Below are 13,013 nucleotides of genomic sequence, written 5' to 3'. Positions count from 1 at the left end.
GTGCATAGTGAACGATGGGTCCATGGCGAACACTGAGCAGCAGCCCTGGGTGAAGAACTACCAGCCCGGCGTCCCGGCCGAGATCGAGTTGCCCACGGAATCGCTCGTGGCGATGTTGGAGCACTCGGTGGCGGAGGCCGGCGATCATCCGGCGCTCGAGTTCTTCGGCCGCCGCACGAGCTACACCGAGCTCGGAGATCAGGTCGACCGTGCCGCGGAGGGTTTGCGGCAGCTCGGGGTGCGGGCAGGGGACCGGGTTGCCCTCATCCTGCCCAACTGCCCCCAGCACGTCGTTGCCTTTTACGCGGTCCTGCGCCTGGGTGCCGTCGTCGTCGAACACAACCCGCTCTACACCTCCCGGGAACTCCGGCACCAGTTCGAAGACCACCAGGCTCGCGTCGTGATCGCCTGGGACAAGGTGGCGGCATCCGTTCGCGCCTTCCCGGCCGACATCGAAATCGACCATGTGGTCTCGGTCAACCTGCTCAGCGCGTTCCCCGCGGTCAAACGGCTCGCCCTCTATCTGCCGGTCAAGAGCCTGCGGGAGTCCCGCGAGGCGCTCACCGGCGCTGCGCCGGGAACGACGCCCTGGAAGGACCTGCTCGCCCACGGCCACCTCGACCCGGAGCATCCGCGCCCCTCGGTCGACGAGCTCGCCGCTATCCAGTACACCTCGGGCACCACGGGGCGGCCGAAAGGCGCCAAGCTCACCCACTTCAACCTGTACGCGAACGCCCTGCAGGGGGAGGCCTGGATGCACGGGGCCGAGTACCGTCGGGAGATCTTCTACGCGATCCTGCCGATGTTCCACGCCTTCGGCATGACGCTGTACCTGACCTACGGCATTCGCAAGCAGGGCCTGCTCGTGCTGTTCCCCAAGTTCGACCCCGATCTGATCCTTGACGCCATGAAGAAGTCCCCCGCGACCGTGTATTGCGCGGTGCCGCCGATCTATGAGCGCACCGCGCTCGCCGCTAAGGAGCGGGGGATTTCGCTGCGCTCCTGCAAGTACTGCATCTCGGGCGCGATGAACCTGCCTGAGCATGTTGTCGAGCTGTGGGAGTCGGTGTCGGGTGGTCTGCTCGTGGAGGGGTACGGCATGACCGAGTCCTCCCCGGTGGCGCTCGGCAATCCGTTCCACCCCAGCCGCCGCCCCGGCACGATCGGCGTGCCCTTCCCGTCGACCCGGATGAGGGTCGTCGACCTGGACGACCCGACGGTGGAGGTGCCGCACGGCCAGCCGGGGGAGCTGCTGCTGCAGGGCCCGCAGGTGTTCCAGGGCTACTGGAACAATCCGGAAGAGACCGCAAAGACCCTGCTGCCGGGCGGTTGGCTGCGCACAGGCGACATCGTGACCGTGGACGAAGACGGCTTCACCACGATCGTAGACCGGGCCAAGGAACTCGTCATCACCGGCGGTTTCAACGTCTCACCCTCCGAGGTCGAGGCGGTGCTCCGCCTGCACGCGGATGTCGTCGATGCAGCCGTCTTCGGCAAGCCGCTCGAGCGAGGTGGGGAGATGGTCGTCGCGGCCGTGGAACTCAAGCCAGGGGCCAGGCTTGACGAGGATGCGCAGCGTGCCCACTGCCGCGAGCACCTCGCGGCGTACAAGATCCCGCGGAGGATCGTGCAGATCGAGGACATGCCTCGGTCGATGCTGGGCAAGATCCTGCGTAAAGAGGTGCGTGCGCACGTTCTGCCGCTGCTCTGACGGCGCCTGGGCACCGCACAGGGAGGCACTCAGAGAAGGGGTGACCCGGGGTAGGCGCCTCAGTCTGCGCGTTCGCTCGCTGCCGCCTCGCGGGCCAGTAGGGCGGCGCGGCGAAGCCCCGCGTCACCGTCCGTTGCCCAGCGGCCCCGTACGATCTCCGCCCGGGCCCGGTCGGGCGGGTCCAGCCGCCCGAGTAGCGGTCCGACCACGCCGATGGCGAGCAGGTCGACCAGGACCGGCAGGCGCGCGGCGCGCACGAAGCCTTCGATCCGGGTCAGATCCGAGTTGCGCAGCATTCGCACCCTCGATTGCAGCAGCACGATCGCCGCGAGACGGCGTTCGAACACCGGCGCCGCCCACAGTTCCGAACTCAGCGCGGTGATCTCGTCGTGGCTGAGTCCCGGGTAGCGGCGGAGGGTGTCGCGGATCGTGCCTCGCACCGCGCCGACGGATGCGCCGTAGAACCGCAGTTCGCTTCGCAGCCGGGCCTTCTCGACGTTCGCCCGGTCGGGATCACCCTCGTGCCGCAGGGTCGCGTCCACGAATTCGGCGGCGTCACTCATGCGTTCATTCTCTCAACCTGGCGGGACCCGGTTGGCGTCGCAGCTTCGGCACAGCCGGTCGTGCCAGCATGGATGAGTCTCTGCAGTCCCGATAGGAAGAAGCCCCGATGTCGATCATCAAAATCAACGCGATCACGGTTCCCGACGACGGTGGTGACGAGTTGGCCCGCCGGTTCGCCGCACGGGCCGGAGCCGTCGACGACCGCCCCGGCTTCGAGGGCTTCGAACTGCTGAAGCCCACCGACGACCGCAAGACCTGGCTCGTCGTCACCCGCTGGGCCGACGACGAGTCGTTTCAGGCGTGGCTGAACTCGCCGGCCTTCGGCCACGGACACCGCAACGAGGCGGCCAAGGAGGGCGAGCCCGCCGCGCGTCCCGTCGGAGTCAGCAGTGAGCTGTGGTCCTACGAGATCGCCGGCGGTTCGCCAGCCTGATCGGGCGGTGGGCAGGTCCGACGGCGGGCGACTAGGACCGGATAACGAGCACCGGGCAGGAGGCGTGGTGGACGAGCTGGCTGGAGACCGAGCCGAGTAGCAGGCCGCTGAAACCGCCGAGCCCGCGCGATCCGACGATGAGCAGGTCGGCGGGGGCGGCGGCGTCGAGCAGAACGGATGCCGGCGGTCCCTGGACCACGTGGCCGGTGACGTCCACGCCCTCGGAGGGGACCGCGGCCAGCGCACTGGCCTGCATCCGCTCAGCGCCGCGCTCGGACCGGTCGTCGATGAATCCGCCGTCGATGTCGATGGTGCGCGGCGGATACGACCAGGAGGTGATCAGTCGCACCCGGCCATGGCGGACTCGCGCCTCGTCGACGGCCCAGCGCAGGGCCGTAACCGATTCGGGGGAGCCGTCGACGCCGACCACGACCAGGAACGAACTCTCGTGCTCCATCGGGCCGTCCTTCCCTCTCATCCGGTGCCGGCGGTGTCAGTGTGTGACGGTTCGCCCTGGTGGTCAAGGGCGGCCCCACCCGGTCGTCACTATCCAGCACCGTTTAGCACTCGCACGGGCGTAACCTCGAGCCATGAAACGTGCGCTCGCGTTCGGCCTGGTCTCCGCCCAGTTCGTGCTGCTCGCCGCCCTCGCCATCCTCCCGCACGGGTATCTGTGGCCCGTCAGCGCCGCCGTCCTGGCCGCGGTGATCGCGCTCGGCGCGCTCGGCGCCCTCCTCGCGGTGCTCGGCGTCGCGGGTCTGGGGCCGGCGCTGACGGCGAGCCCGATCCCGCGGGAGCACGCGCCGCTGGTCACCACCGGCATATACGGCCTCGTGCGCAGCCCGATTTACACCGGGCTGATGACCGGCGGGTTGGGACTCGCGTTGTTCGGCCGATCAGTCTGGCACATCGCCGCCTGGCTGGCCCTGGTGCTACTGCTGGCGGGGAAGGCTCGCTGGGAGGAACGGATGCTCCTGGCCGAGCATCCGGACTACGCAGGCTACGGCGCGCGGGTGGGCCGCTTCCTGCCGCGCGTCGGCAGGCTGCGCAGGTCCGCCTGACCGTGCGGTGGTCCGGTCCCCGGTCGCTGTCCCCGGCTCTGCAACGGATTTCCGGCCGCCGGGTAACGATTCGGGGGCGGTTACCGTTGCCCCAAGCATGACGATTCCGCTTTCCATCCTCGACCTCGCCCCCATCGCCCCCGGGCAGACCGCGGGGGAGAGTTTCGCGGCCAGCGTTGCGCTCGCCCAGTCCGCCGAGACGCACGGCTACACCCGGGTCTGGTACGCCGAGCACCACAACATGCCGACGATCGCATCATCGGCAACGGGCATCCTGATCGGCCACGTCGCCGGGCACACCTCGACCATCCGGCTCGGCGCCGGCGGCGTCATGCTGCCCAATCATTCGCCGCTCACCATCGCTGAGCAGTTCGGCACCCTGGCGGAGCTCTACCCCGGCCGGATCGACCTGGGCCTCGGCCGCGCGCCCGGCAGCGACCAGACCACTGCACGGGCGATGCGCCGTGACCCGCGGGCATCCGACCAGTTCCCGCAGGACGTGGTGGAGTTGCAGGCCTACCTGCGGGGCGACTCCGTCGTCCCCGGCGTGCGGGCAGTGCCGGGTGCCGGCACCGACGTGCCCCTCTACATCCTCGGATCGTCCCTGTTCGGAGCCCAGCTCGCGGCCAGGCTCGGCCTGCCCTACGCGTTCGCTTCGCACTTCGCGCCCGACTCCCTCTTCGACGCCATCGCCACCTACCGTCGCGACTTCGTCCCGTCGCAACAGCTCGCCGCCCCGTACGTGATCGTTGGCGTCAACGTGATCGCCGCCGACGACCAGGCGGATGCGATGCTTCAATTCGAGACGACCCGGCGCGCCAGGGTGCGGGGCATGATCGCCCGCGGGCCTGTCGCACCCGTGTACACCGACGCGCAGATCGATGCCTTCCTCACGACCAACGAGGGTCGCCAGATCGCGAACATGATGCGGTACTCCGCCATCGGCACGCCCGGTGTCGTGCGCGAGTTCCTTGAGGACTTCGCCGCGGCAACCCAGGCCGACGAGCTGATCATCGCGCACGCCTCCCGCGACATCGCCGCCCGGCTGCGCTCGGTCGCCCTGACGGCCGGAGCGATGAATCCGGTGACGGTCTAGTCTCGACCCATGACCCCGGATGCCCTCGCCGACTTCTGCCTGAGCTTGCCCCAGGCGGTGGAGACGTTCCCGTTCGGCGAAGTGACGAGCGTGTTCAAGACCCAGGGTAACGGCAAGATCTTCGCTCTCACCGCCCTGGCGGGGGAGCCGCTGACCGTGTCGCTCAAATGCGATCCGGAGGAGAGCCGTGCGCTGCGGGAGGAATTCCCCGGGCAGATCACGCCGGGCTACCACCTGAACAAGAGGCACTGGATCACGATCGTACTGGATGGGCAGGTCGAGGACGCGCTGGTGGAACAGCTGCTCAGCGACAGCCATGCGCTCGTGCGGCCGAAGGTTCCGCGGGCCCCGGTGAGGTGAGGTGAGGTGAGGTGAGGTGAGGTGAGGTGAGGTGAGGTGAGGTGAGGTGAGGTGAGGTGAGGTGAGGTGAGGTGAGGTGAGGTGAGGTGAGGTGAGGTGAGGTGAGGTGAGGGGCGTTCGCTCAGCAGCCGGAGTTGGTGGTGTTCTGGTCCAATTGCAGCACCACGATGATGTTCTTCACCGTGGCGGAGTTCGGATCGTAGCCGACGGGTCGATAGCAGCTGACCAGGACCAGGCGGTTCGGTATCGCATTCGTCAGCTCGTCGTTGCTCTTGTACTCCGCCTTGTCGAGGGTGAGCGTTTTCTGGGCCGCGTAGCAGAGGGTGCCGCTTGCGGTGTCGACGGCCGCCACATCCCCGGCTTTCATCTCCTTGAGGCCATTGAAGACCGCTGCGTCGACCCAGGAATGCCCGTACAGGTAGACCGTGTTGGTCGAGTCGGTTCCGGCCAGTCCGCCCGGGATGGTGGTGTCCCAGGCGATGGTGCTCAGGGCGGGCGGATCGAATCCGCCACGCTTGTCGATCATCTGCTGGCTGTACTCCGACACTGCGCCATCGAGTGAGATTGCCGGGATCCGGAGCCGCAGCGGTGCTGAGGCCGCGATGACGGCGTTCGCGGTCGGTTCCGGCGCCGCGGACGGCGACGGCGAGGAGGGCGCGACAGTCTGGGCCGCGGCAGGGGTACGCCGAACGGCGGCCAGGGGGCTGGGATCCGGCCCGGTGACGGCCAGAGCAGTCAGTCCGCCGGCGACCAGACAGAGCAGGACGGCGGCCCCGACGAGCAGTTTTGTTCTAACGACGGGCGTCAGCCTTGCGGGTTGCGACGGCCGCGGCCAGCAGGCCGGCGGCCAGCAGAATGAGGACACCGGCGCCCAGGAATGCCGTTCCGCCGAGGTTGCCTGCGTCCTGGCCGGCGACCAGGCCGAACCCGTCTGTCTTCGAGTCGTGCAGGACGTTCTTCACGGGGGTGGTCGCAACCGGGGTGGGGGTCGTGCCTGCGCTGGCCGTGGTGATGTTGTTGGTCAGCGACGCCGAGCAGGTGACCACGGAACCGCCGCCATTGGCGGAGTCATTGCACTGGTTGATCGAGACGGGAAGCAGCGCGCTCGCGGTGGAAGGAAGCACGGTGCAGTTGACCCGGTCGGGGGCGCCTCCGCCGTTCACGGAATAGTTGCACTGCGTGATCGTCGCGCCTGAAACGGAGGCGGGGAAGGGGTCACAGTTGATGGTCGGAGCGGTGCCGCCACCGGTTCCGGCGTAATCGCACTGGTTGACCGTAGCTCCCGTTGTGCCCGAGTTTGCGGGCGCACCCGTGATGTTGTTGACCACGGTCACCCGGCAGGTCAGAATGGAGCCTCCGCCGTTCACAGAACCATTGCACTGGTTGACCGACTTGGTGAGCAGCGCATAGTTCAACGCCACCTGCTTGCCGCAGATGGCGGCGGCGGGCGACCCTTGACAGACTTTGGTCGTAACCGTCGAGGTTTCCTCGCCGGTCCTCAGGTTCAAATTGTTGACGATATCGACGTTGCAATCGAGTTCTTTGCCGCCGCCGCCCAGGAGGCCGTTGCACTGGGTCAGGTCCTGCGTCGCGGCGAACGCGTTGGCGCCGGCAGGTCCGAAAGTGAGGGCGAGAACGGCGATGGCCAGCGACGCTGTCAGTGCCAGGATCCTAAGGAGCGAGGTCGGGAAACGCGAGGTGCCTGCTTTCACAGGGGAAGACGAAACTATTAGCACAGCACTCCTTGGCTAGAGCCTGACCCTAACACGGGGGTGCACCCGGCGTCCTATCAGCCGCGCCGCCGCGACGGGCTAGGAAACGGCGCCGGTTCCGCCCAGGACCTGGCCGAGCGCCTCCCCCATCGGGTCATCGGCCGAGTCATCGAGGAGCGGTGAGCCGCCCGCCGGGAGCCCGGCCCAGGAGACGAGTGTCCAGCCCTCGTCTGCGGAACCGGTCAGTTCGACCATTCCCGTGTTGGCGAGTTCGGTCGTTCCGGCGAAGACCGAGGTCACGTTGCGGGCGCGGGCCGCGGTCCAGACCCGGATAGCCGCCCCGTGGCTGAAGACGGCAACACTCTCTGCGCCGGTGGTTGCCGCTTCGATGTCGGCGTCGAAACGGGCGAAGAAAGCGTGCCCGTCAGGGCCTCCCGGCATGACGGCGCCGAGGTCGTCGGCACCCCAGGCGAAGACCGTTTCGAGGTAGGCCTGAATGGACGCCCGGTCGCTGCGACCCTCGAGGGCACCGGCCTCGATCTCGTGCAGACCGCCGGAGACCTGGATCTCGAGTCCGCGGTCGACGGCCAGCGGCCGGGCGGTGATCTGGGTGCGTACCAGGGTCGACGCAAAGATGGCGTCAATCGGCTCGTGGCGGAGGGCTCCCGGCAGCGCGGCAGCCTGCCGGTTTCCGAGGTCGGTCAGGCCGGGCCCGGGGTGGATGGTGTCCAACTGCCCGAGAACGTTGCCGGGAGTCTGGCCGTGACGGATCAGGAAGAGTCGCATATTCATTCCAGCTTAGGCCGGGCCGGCCTCGGGTTGGCTGGGGGTGCAGGGTCAGGGACGCGGCGCGCGCGACGGGGTGGTCGGGAGGTCGTCGTGCGCGACCGAACTGAGCAGGAGGCTGGTCTCGCTGTTCACGACGCCCTCGATCGACCGCACCTGCCCGAGCAGCCGATCGAAGTCGGCCAGGCTGTCCGTTCGGAGCTCTGCGACCAGGTCCCAGCCGCCGTTCGTGGAATGCAGGGCCTCCACCTCGGGGAAACCGCGCAGGGAATGGATCACCCGGTCGGTTGCGCGGCCCTCCACCTCGATCAGTGTGATCGCGCGGATCGCGTTCGGGTCGCGGTCCTCGCGGATCCGGACTCCGAACCCGACGATCGTGCCTGAGTCGGTCAGTCGTTTGAGCCGGCTGATGATCGTCGACCGGGTCACCCCGAGGCCACGGGCCAGGCCGGCCACGGGTTCCCGCCCGTTCACGCGTAGCACGGCCAGGAGGCGTCGGTCGAGATCATCGAGAGGAAACATCAGGCAAAGTGTACGCCTGAACTGCACAGACTGACGGAATGTCTGTTCGGATTGGCACGCATAGCGAATGGTGGGCTCACATCGATCCCTTCTAGTGTTGGAACCTGATCGAGAGGAGCCGCATATGGTGCGATTTGTAGACGTGGGAAACATCAACCGCTGGGCCGCAGAGACCGGTGTCGAGCGCATCCTCACCGACATGGTGGAGTACATCGAGCGTGACTTCCGTCGCTGGCCCTCCTTCGACAAGGCGCCCAGAGTCGCCAGCCACTCCCCGCTCGGCGTGATCGAGCTGATGCCCACCAGCGACGGCGAAACCTACGGCTTCAAATACGTCAACGGCCACCCCTCGAATCCGTCGCGCGGCCTGCAGACCGTCACGGCCTTCGGCGTGCTCGCCGACGTGCAGAGTGGCTACCCCACCTTCTTGTCCGAGATGACCGTGCTCACCGCGCTGCGCACCGCCGCGACCAGCGCCATGGTCGCCAGGGCGCTGGCCCGTCCGACCTCCCACACCATGGCGATGCTCGGCACCGGCACCCAGTCCGAGTTCCAGGCCCTGGCCTTCCGCGGGGTGCTCGGTCTCAACCGGCTCCGGGTCTGGGACACCGACCCGGCGGCGCTGGACAAGTTCCTGCGCAACCTGGCCCCGCTCGGTTTTGAGATCGTCGTCGCCACCAGCGCGGCGGACGCCGTGGCCGGCGTCGACATCATCACCACCTGCACCGCGGACAAGGCGAACGCCACCGTGCTCACCGATGAGATGGTGGAGCCCGGCGTGCACATCAACGCGATCGGCGGTGACTGCCCGGGCAAGACCGAGCTCGCCGCCGCCATCCTGCTCCGTAGCGATGTGTTCGTGGAGTTCACGGCGCAGACCAGGATCGAGGGGGAGATCCAGCAGATGGATCCGAACTTCCCGGTCACCGAGATCTGGCAGGTGCTCGCCGGCCAGGCCGTCGGGCGTCGTGACGACCGCCAGATCACCGTTTTCGATTCGGTCGGCTTCGCCATCGAGGACTTCTCCGCGCTTCGCTTTCTGCAGGATGCCGTCGACCGCACCTCCTTCTATACCGACATTGATCTCGTGGCCGACCCCGACGACCCCAAGGACCTGTTCGGCCTCGTCACCGCGGGCTCGCCTGCGCTCGTCTGAGCCGATGTCGGTCCAGGCTCCGTCGGCCGTTCTCTTGATCAGGCCCCGGTTCTTCACCCCCAACCCGGAGACCGCTCTCGACAACGTCTTCCAGACCCGCGCCCTCGGGGACGACGCGGACGCCGTCGCCGCGGCGGCCTACACGGAGGTGTCGGAGGCTGCCGCCGTGCTCGATGCCCGCGGCGTCACGGTGCACCTCTTCGACGACGACGGCCCAGGTCGGCCGGACAGCGTGTTCCCCAACAACTGGATCTCGACCCACGCCGGGGGACACGTGGCGCTGTATCCGATGCACACGCCGAACCGGCGCACGGAACGCCGCGGAGATATCGTCGAGATGCTCAAACAGAGCTACCGGGTGCAGGACGTCGTCGACTACTCAGGGTTGGAACTCGACGACGTCTTCCTCGAGGGCACCGGGGCGATGGTGCTCGACCACGGCGCCCGAATCGCCTACGTCGCCCGGTCGAGACGAGCGGATCCGATCGCACTCGAACGGTTCTGCACCAATTTCGGCTACGAGCCGATGGCATTCGACGCCGTCGACGAGACCGGCACCGCCATCTACCACACCAACGTCATGATGTGCATAGCCACCGACTTCGCCCTGGTGGGGCTGGACCTGATCACGTCGCCCACCCGGCGAGCCCAGGTTGTCGAGCGCCTCTCCGCCCTGGACCGGGAGGTGATCGACCTGAGCCCGGACCAGATCCGCAATTTCGCCGGCAACGCCATCGAACTCCACGGCAGGAACGGCCGGATGCTGGCGCTCTCCGAGCGTGCACTGGCCAGCCTCACTGCCCCGCAGCGGCGGATGATCGAACGCAGCTGCGAGATCGTCCCGCTCGCCGTGCCCACCATCGAACTCGCAGGCGGCTCCGTGCGGTGCATGGTCGCGGGCATCCACCTCGACCGTCGCTCCGTGCTCGTCGGTCCGGCCGCTTCGGTCTGATCCTGCCGGGAACCCCGACTTGCCGGAAGCACGGCGGGCGCGCGTTGGCATGACATTGCCAGCAACAAGTGAGGTTTTGTCCAGAAACATATTGCAGACTGGTCCTTTCGCCCGCGCGCACCCCTGCCCGTGGCTGCCCAACAAGAACCGCTCCGCACCTGCCTGACGACGCGCACGTGCCCGGGCGTTTCGTGTCGCAAGGGATTGTCTATTTCTTCCTCGTTTGATTCCCCCGTGTCCACCCGCACCACCGACACCGGGTCTACCCGTCCGCGGACGGCGCAGCGCCGCCGTAGTCGCTTCCTCCTCGTCGGAGCCATCATCGCCGTCGGAGCGACGATCGGAACAGGCGTTGTAATCCAGTCCGCGTCGGCAGCCTCGAACGACCGCGTCAACGCCACGGCGGAACTCGCGGCGAGCACCGGACGCCACCACGAGCAGCTGGGCGCCTACGCCGGCATCGCCAACGCCCAGGCAGCCCAGGCAGCCAAGGGCACACTCGACGGTGCCAACACCGTGATCGCCGCGGCCCAGGGCAAGTCGGATGTCGCGGCGCTGACGGTCTCCGTCGCCTCGCTCAGTCGCTACACACTGCTGGCCCCCGACCGCGTCTACGACCTCGTCGACGAAACCAAGGCGAAGACCGCCGCCGTGCAGGCCACCACCGCGGAGGCCGACCGTGTCGCCGCCGAGCAGGCCGCGGCCGCCGCTGCCGAAGCTGCGAAGGCTGCCGCTGCCGAGGCGGCGAAGGCCACCGCGGCGTCGACCAGTTCGTCCTCCCGCCCGTCCGCGCCGACCGACCCGAGCGGCGCCCAGGCGATCGCCAGGGACCTGATGATGTCCAAGTACGGCTGGGGCGCCGACCAGTTCGGCTGCCTCGTCAGCCTCTGGAACAAGGAATCCGGCTGGAATGTGAACTCGTACAACGCCTCGAGCGGTGCCGCGGGTATTCCGCAGGCGCTGCCCGGCAGCAAAATGGCAACGGCCGGCGCCGACTGGCAGACCAACCCGGCGACCCAGATCACCTGGGGCCTGGGCTACATCGCGGGCAGCTACGGCACTCCGTGCGCCGCCTGGGACAAGTCACAGTCCGTGGGCTGGTACTGACCCCCCACCGCTGAGGAATCCGATCGCGGCCTGCCGGAACGCCCGGGCGGTCGGCGCATTGAAGTGGTTCCGACCCGGGATCTCGAAGAACGTCGCATCCGGGGCGGCGTGGGCGAGTGCCCGCGACGCCTCGAGGATGCGGTCTTCGCTCCCGGTCGCGAGCAGGAGGGGTTGATTCGGCGCGTTCTCCGCCCCGGGCTGGGAGCCGCCGCGCATCCCTTCGACCAGGGCCACCAGCGCCCTCAGGTCGTTGCCCGGCAACGCGCGGGCCATACTCAGGTAAGCCCCGGTGAGCCTGTCGTCGACGTCGGTGCCGTGTTCGATGTGGGCGCGGGCATCCGCGACCCGGAAGCGCCGCAACGGATCGCCGTCGGGGATACCACCGAGCACCGCCCGGCGGATGCGCCCCTCCAGCTCGCGGGCGGCCTGCCAGCCGACCCGTGCCCCGAGGGAATAACCCACGCAGTCCACCTCATCGAGCAGGTACGCGTCGAAAACCCGTTGCAGATCCGCGACGAGAATCTCCATCGTGTAGGCGGCCGGGGAATGCGGCTTCTCGCTGGCGCCGTGGCCACGCTGGTCGATCGCGATCACGTGCAGCCCGGCCCGGGTCAGGTCCCTCGTCCAGCCGGTCAGGTGCCAGTTCGCCACGGCGCTGGACGCGAAACCGTGCACAACGACCACCGTGGGGGCGGTCGGATCGCCGAATTCGTAGGTCGCCAGCTGCATTCCGTCGGCGGAATAGACGAAGCGGTGCGGAGGTGCGGTGCGTGGTGACATCACCACCATTGCACCACGAGGGCGGAAGCTCCGGGTCGCCCACAGGGCCGGCGGGCACTCTCGCCTGCCAGTACTTTGCCAGTGGAAAATGAGGATTCTTCCAGTAAGCGGGGTCATTCTGGCAGCTTCGCCCGGGCGGAACCCCGCCTAAGGCTCATCGACCCAGAACCGTTGGCGCCAGTGCACGAGCGATTCGACCCGAGAAAGTCATGCCACGGATTAAAAAAACGTCGTCCTTCCCGCCTTCCCGTACCCTCGGTAAAGGTCACACTCGCCATCGGGACACGCCTCGCCGCCAGGATCGGAAGCGTATCCTCGTTGCCGGCGCGTTCCTCCTCGTCACCGCCATCGTCGGAACCGGATTCGTCGCGCAATCCGTCGCAGCAGCACAGGATGTACGCATCACCGCCACCACCGTCCTCGCCGAGAGCACCGGTGTTCACCCTGACCAGCTGGTCGCCTACGACAATGTCGTGCCGGCCCATGCCGCGTCGAAGGCCAAGGGCGCGCTGAACGAAGCGGTCGTCGTCATCGCCGCAGCCGAAGGGAAGGCGGATACCACTGACCTCGCGACATCCGTCGCGTCACTCACCCACTTCACCCTGCTGGCCCCCGAGCGGATCTTTAAGCTGGTCGATCTGACGAAGGCCGAATCGGCGACCGTGCAGGCTTCGACGGCGGAAGCCGACCGTGTCGCCGCCGAGCAGGCCGCGGCCGCTGCCGCTGCAGCCGCCGCGGCCGCCGCGGCAGCCCAGGTGGCCGCTGAGGCCCAG

16 protein-coding genes are annotated in these 13,013 nt (G+C 68.0%); 9 read left to right on the top strand and 7 right to left on the bottom strand.

The window, feature by feature from the left end:
- The first annotated feature begins 22 nt into the window (after positions 1-22).
- Positions 23-1,711: a long-chain-fatty-acid--CoA ligase gene (locus tag E3O19_RS15275; protein ID WP_134569025.1), complete on the top strand. Its 1,689-nt coding sequence runs from the start codon at positions 23-25 to the stop codon at positions 1,709-1,711.
- Positions 1,712-1,770: 59 nt separating this feature from the next.
- Here E3O19_RS15275 and E3O19_RS15270 read toward each other — a convergent pair whose 3' ends face one another.
- Entirely contained in the window at positions 1,771-2,274 is a 504-nt protein-coding gene (locus E3O19_RS15270; RefSeq protein WP_134569023.1) for a DNA alkylation repair protein, read from the bottom strand.
- Between the two features lie 107 nt (positions 2,275-2,381).
- On the opposite strand from E3O19_RS15270, the gene E3O19_RS15265 reads away from it, so the two are divergent.
- Positions 2,382-2,708 carry an antibiotic biosynthesis monooxygenase family protein gene (locus E3O19_RS15265; RefSeq protein WP_134569021.1) on the top strand — a complete coding sequence of 109 codons (327 nt, stop codon included), beginning with the start codon at positions 2,382-2,384 and terminating at the stop codon, positions 2,706-2,708.
- Positions 2,709-2,739: 31 nt separating this feature from the next.
- Here the strand turns inward: E3O19_RS15265 and E3O19_RS15260 are convergent, their stop codons facing one another.
- Positions 2,740-3,165, bottom strand: coding sequence for a universal stress protein (locus tag E3O19_RS15260; protein WP_134569020.1), 426 nt, complete (start codon positions 3,163-3,165; stop codon positions 2,740-2,742).
- 133 nt (positions 3,166-3,298) lie between these two features.
- On the opposite strand from E3O19_RS15260, the gene E3O19_RS15255 reads away from it, so the two are divergent.
- The 3 genes from E3O19_RS15255 (at position 3,299) to E3O19_RS15245 (ending at position 5,225) form a co-directional block, all read left to right on the top strand.
- The gene (locus tag E3O19_RS15255; RefSeq protein WP_134569018.1) at positions 3,299-3,769 is read left to right on the top strand and encodes a methyltransferase family protein; all 471 of its coding nucleotides are present in this window, start codon (positions 3,299-3,301) and stop codon (positions 3,767-3,769) included.
- Positions 3,770-3,866: 97 nt separating this feature from the next.
- Positions 3,867-4,865, top strand: a complete 999-nt coding sequence (locus E3O19_RS15250) for an LLM class flavin-dependent oxidoreductase (protein ID WP_134569016.1) — start codon at positions 3,867-3,869, stop codon at positions 4,863-4,865.
- Between the two features lie 9 nt (positions 4,866-4,874).
- Positions 4,875-5,225, top strand: a complete 351-nt coding sequence (locus tag E3O19_RS15245; protein ID WP_134569014.1) for an MmcQ/YjbR family DNA-binding protein — start codon at positions 4,875-4,877, stop codon at positions 5,223-5,225.
- A gap of 121 nt (positions 5,226-5,346) precedes the next feature.
- Here E3O19_RS15245 and E3O19_RS18640 read toward each other — a convergent pair whose 3' ends face one another.
- The 4 genes from E3O19_RS18640 to E3O19_RS15225 form a co-directional block, all read right to left on the bottom strand.
- Complete coding sequence (locus tag E3O19_RS18640; protein WP_134569012.1) at positions 5,347-6,090, bottom strand: class F sortase; 744 nt, start codon at positions 6,088-6,090, stop codon at positions 5,347-5,349.
- Positions 6,017-6,937: a hypothetical protein gene (locus tag E3O19_RS15235; RefSeq protein WP_134569010.1), complete on the bottom strand. Its 921-nt coding sequence runs from the start codon at positions 6,935-6,937 to the stop codon at positions 6,017-6,019. The genes E3O19_RS18640 and E3O19_RS15235 overlap by 74 nt, the downstream gene beginning before the upstream one ends.
- 99 nt (positions 6,938-7,036) lie before the next feature.
- The gene (locus E3O19_RS15230) at positions 7,037-7,723 is read right to left on the bottom strand and encodes a histidine phosphatase family protein (RefSeq protein ID WP_134569203.1); all 687 of its coding nucleotides are present in this window, start codon (positions 7,721-7,723) and stop codon (positions 7,037-7,039) included.
- 51 nt (positions 7,724-7,774) lie between these two features.
- Positions 7,775-8,245: an Lrp/AsnC family transcriptional regulator gene (locus E3O19_RS15225; RefSeq protein ID WP_134569008.1), complete on the bottom strand. Its 471-nt coding sequence runs from the start codon at positions 8,243-8,245 to the stop codon at positions 7,775-7,777.
- A 124-nt stretch (positions 8,246-8,369) separates the two neighbouring features.
- On the opposite strand from E3O19_RS15225, the gene E3O19_RS15220 reads away from it, so the two are divergent.
- From E3O19_RS15220 to E3O19_RS15210, 3 genes are all read left to right on the top strand, one after another.
- Positions 8,370-9,401: an ornithine cyclodeaminase gene (locus tag E3O19_RS15220; protein ID WP_134569006.1), complete on the top strand. Its 1,032-nt coding sequence runs from the start codon at positions 8,370-8,372 to the stop codon at positions 9,399-9,401.
- Positions 9,402-9,405: 4 nt separating this feature from the next.
- Positions 9,406-10,353 (top strand): citrulline utilization hydrolase CtlX, encoded by a 948-nt coding sequence (gene ctlX, locus E3O19_RS15215; RefSeq protein ID WP_134569004.1) that lies wholly within the window; start codon positions 9,406-9,408, stop codon positions 10,351-10,353.
- 234 nt (positions 10,354-10,587) lie between these two features.
- On the top strand, positions 10,588-11,460 hold the full coding sequence (locus E3O19_RS15210; RefSeq protein ID WP_134569002.1) for an aggregation-promoting factor C-terminal-like domain-containing protein: 873 nt from the start codon (positions 10,588-10,590) through the stop codon (positions 11,458-11,460).
- Here the strand turns inward: E3O19_RS15210 and E3O19_RS15205 are convergent.
- Positions 11,437-12,240 (bottom strand): alpha/beta fold hydrolase, encoded by an 804-nt coding sequence (locus E3O19_RS15205; protein ID WP_241981416.1) that lies wholly within the window; start codon positions 12,238-12,240, stop codon positions 11,437-11,439. The genes E3O19_RS15210 and E3O19_RS15205 overlap by 24 nt on opposite strands.
- Before the next feature lie 209 nt (positions 12,241-12,449).
- On the opposite strand from E3O19_RS15205, the gene E3O19_RS15200 reads away from it, so the two are divergent.
- Positions 12,450-13,013: hypothetical protein (locus E3O19_RS15200; protein WP_194087924.1), on the top strand; the 564-nt coding region annotated here is incomplete at its 3' end.

Source organism: Cryobacterium algoritolerans (assembly GCF_004402785.1).
Lineage (GTDB): Bacteria > Actinomycetota > Actinomycetes > Actinomycetales > Microbacteriaceae > Cryobacterium > Cryobacterium algoritolerans.
The sequence above is the reverse complement of the archived record's forward strand: the minus strand, read 5'-3'. Positions and strand labels throughout refer to the sequence as shown.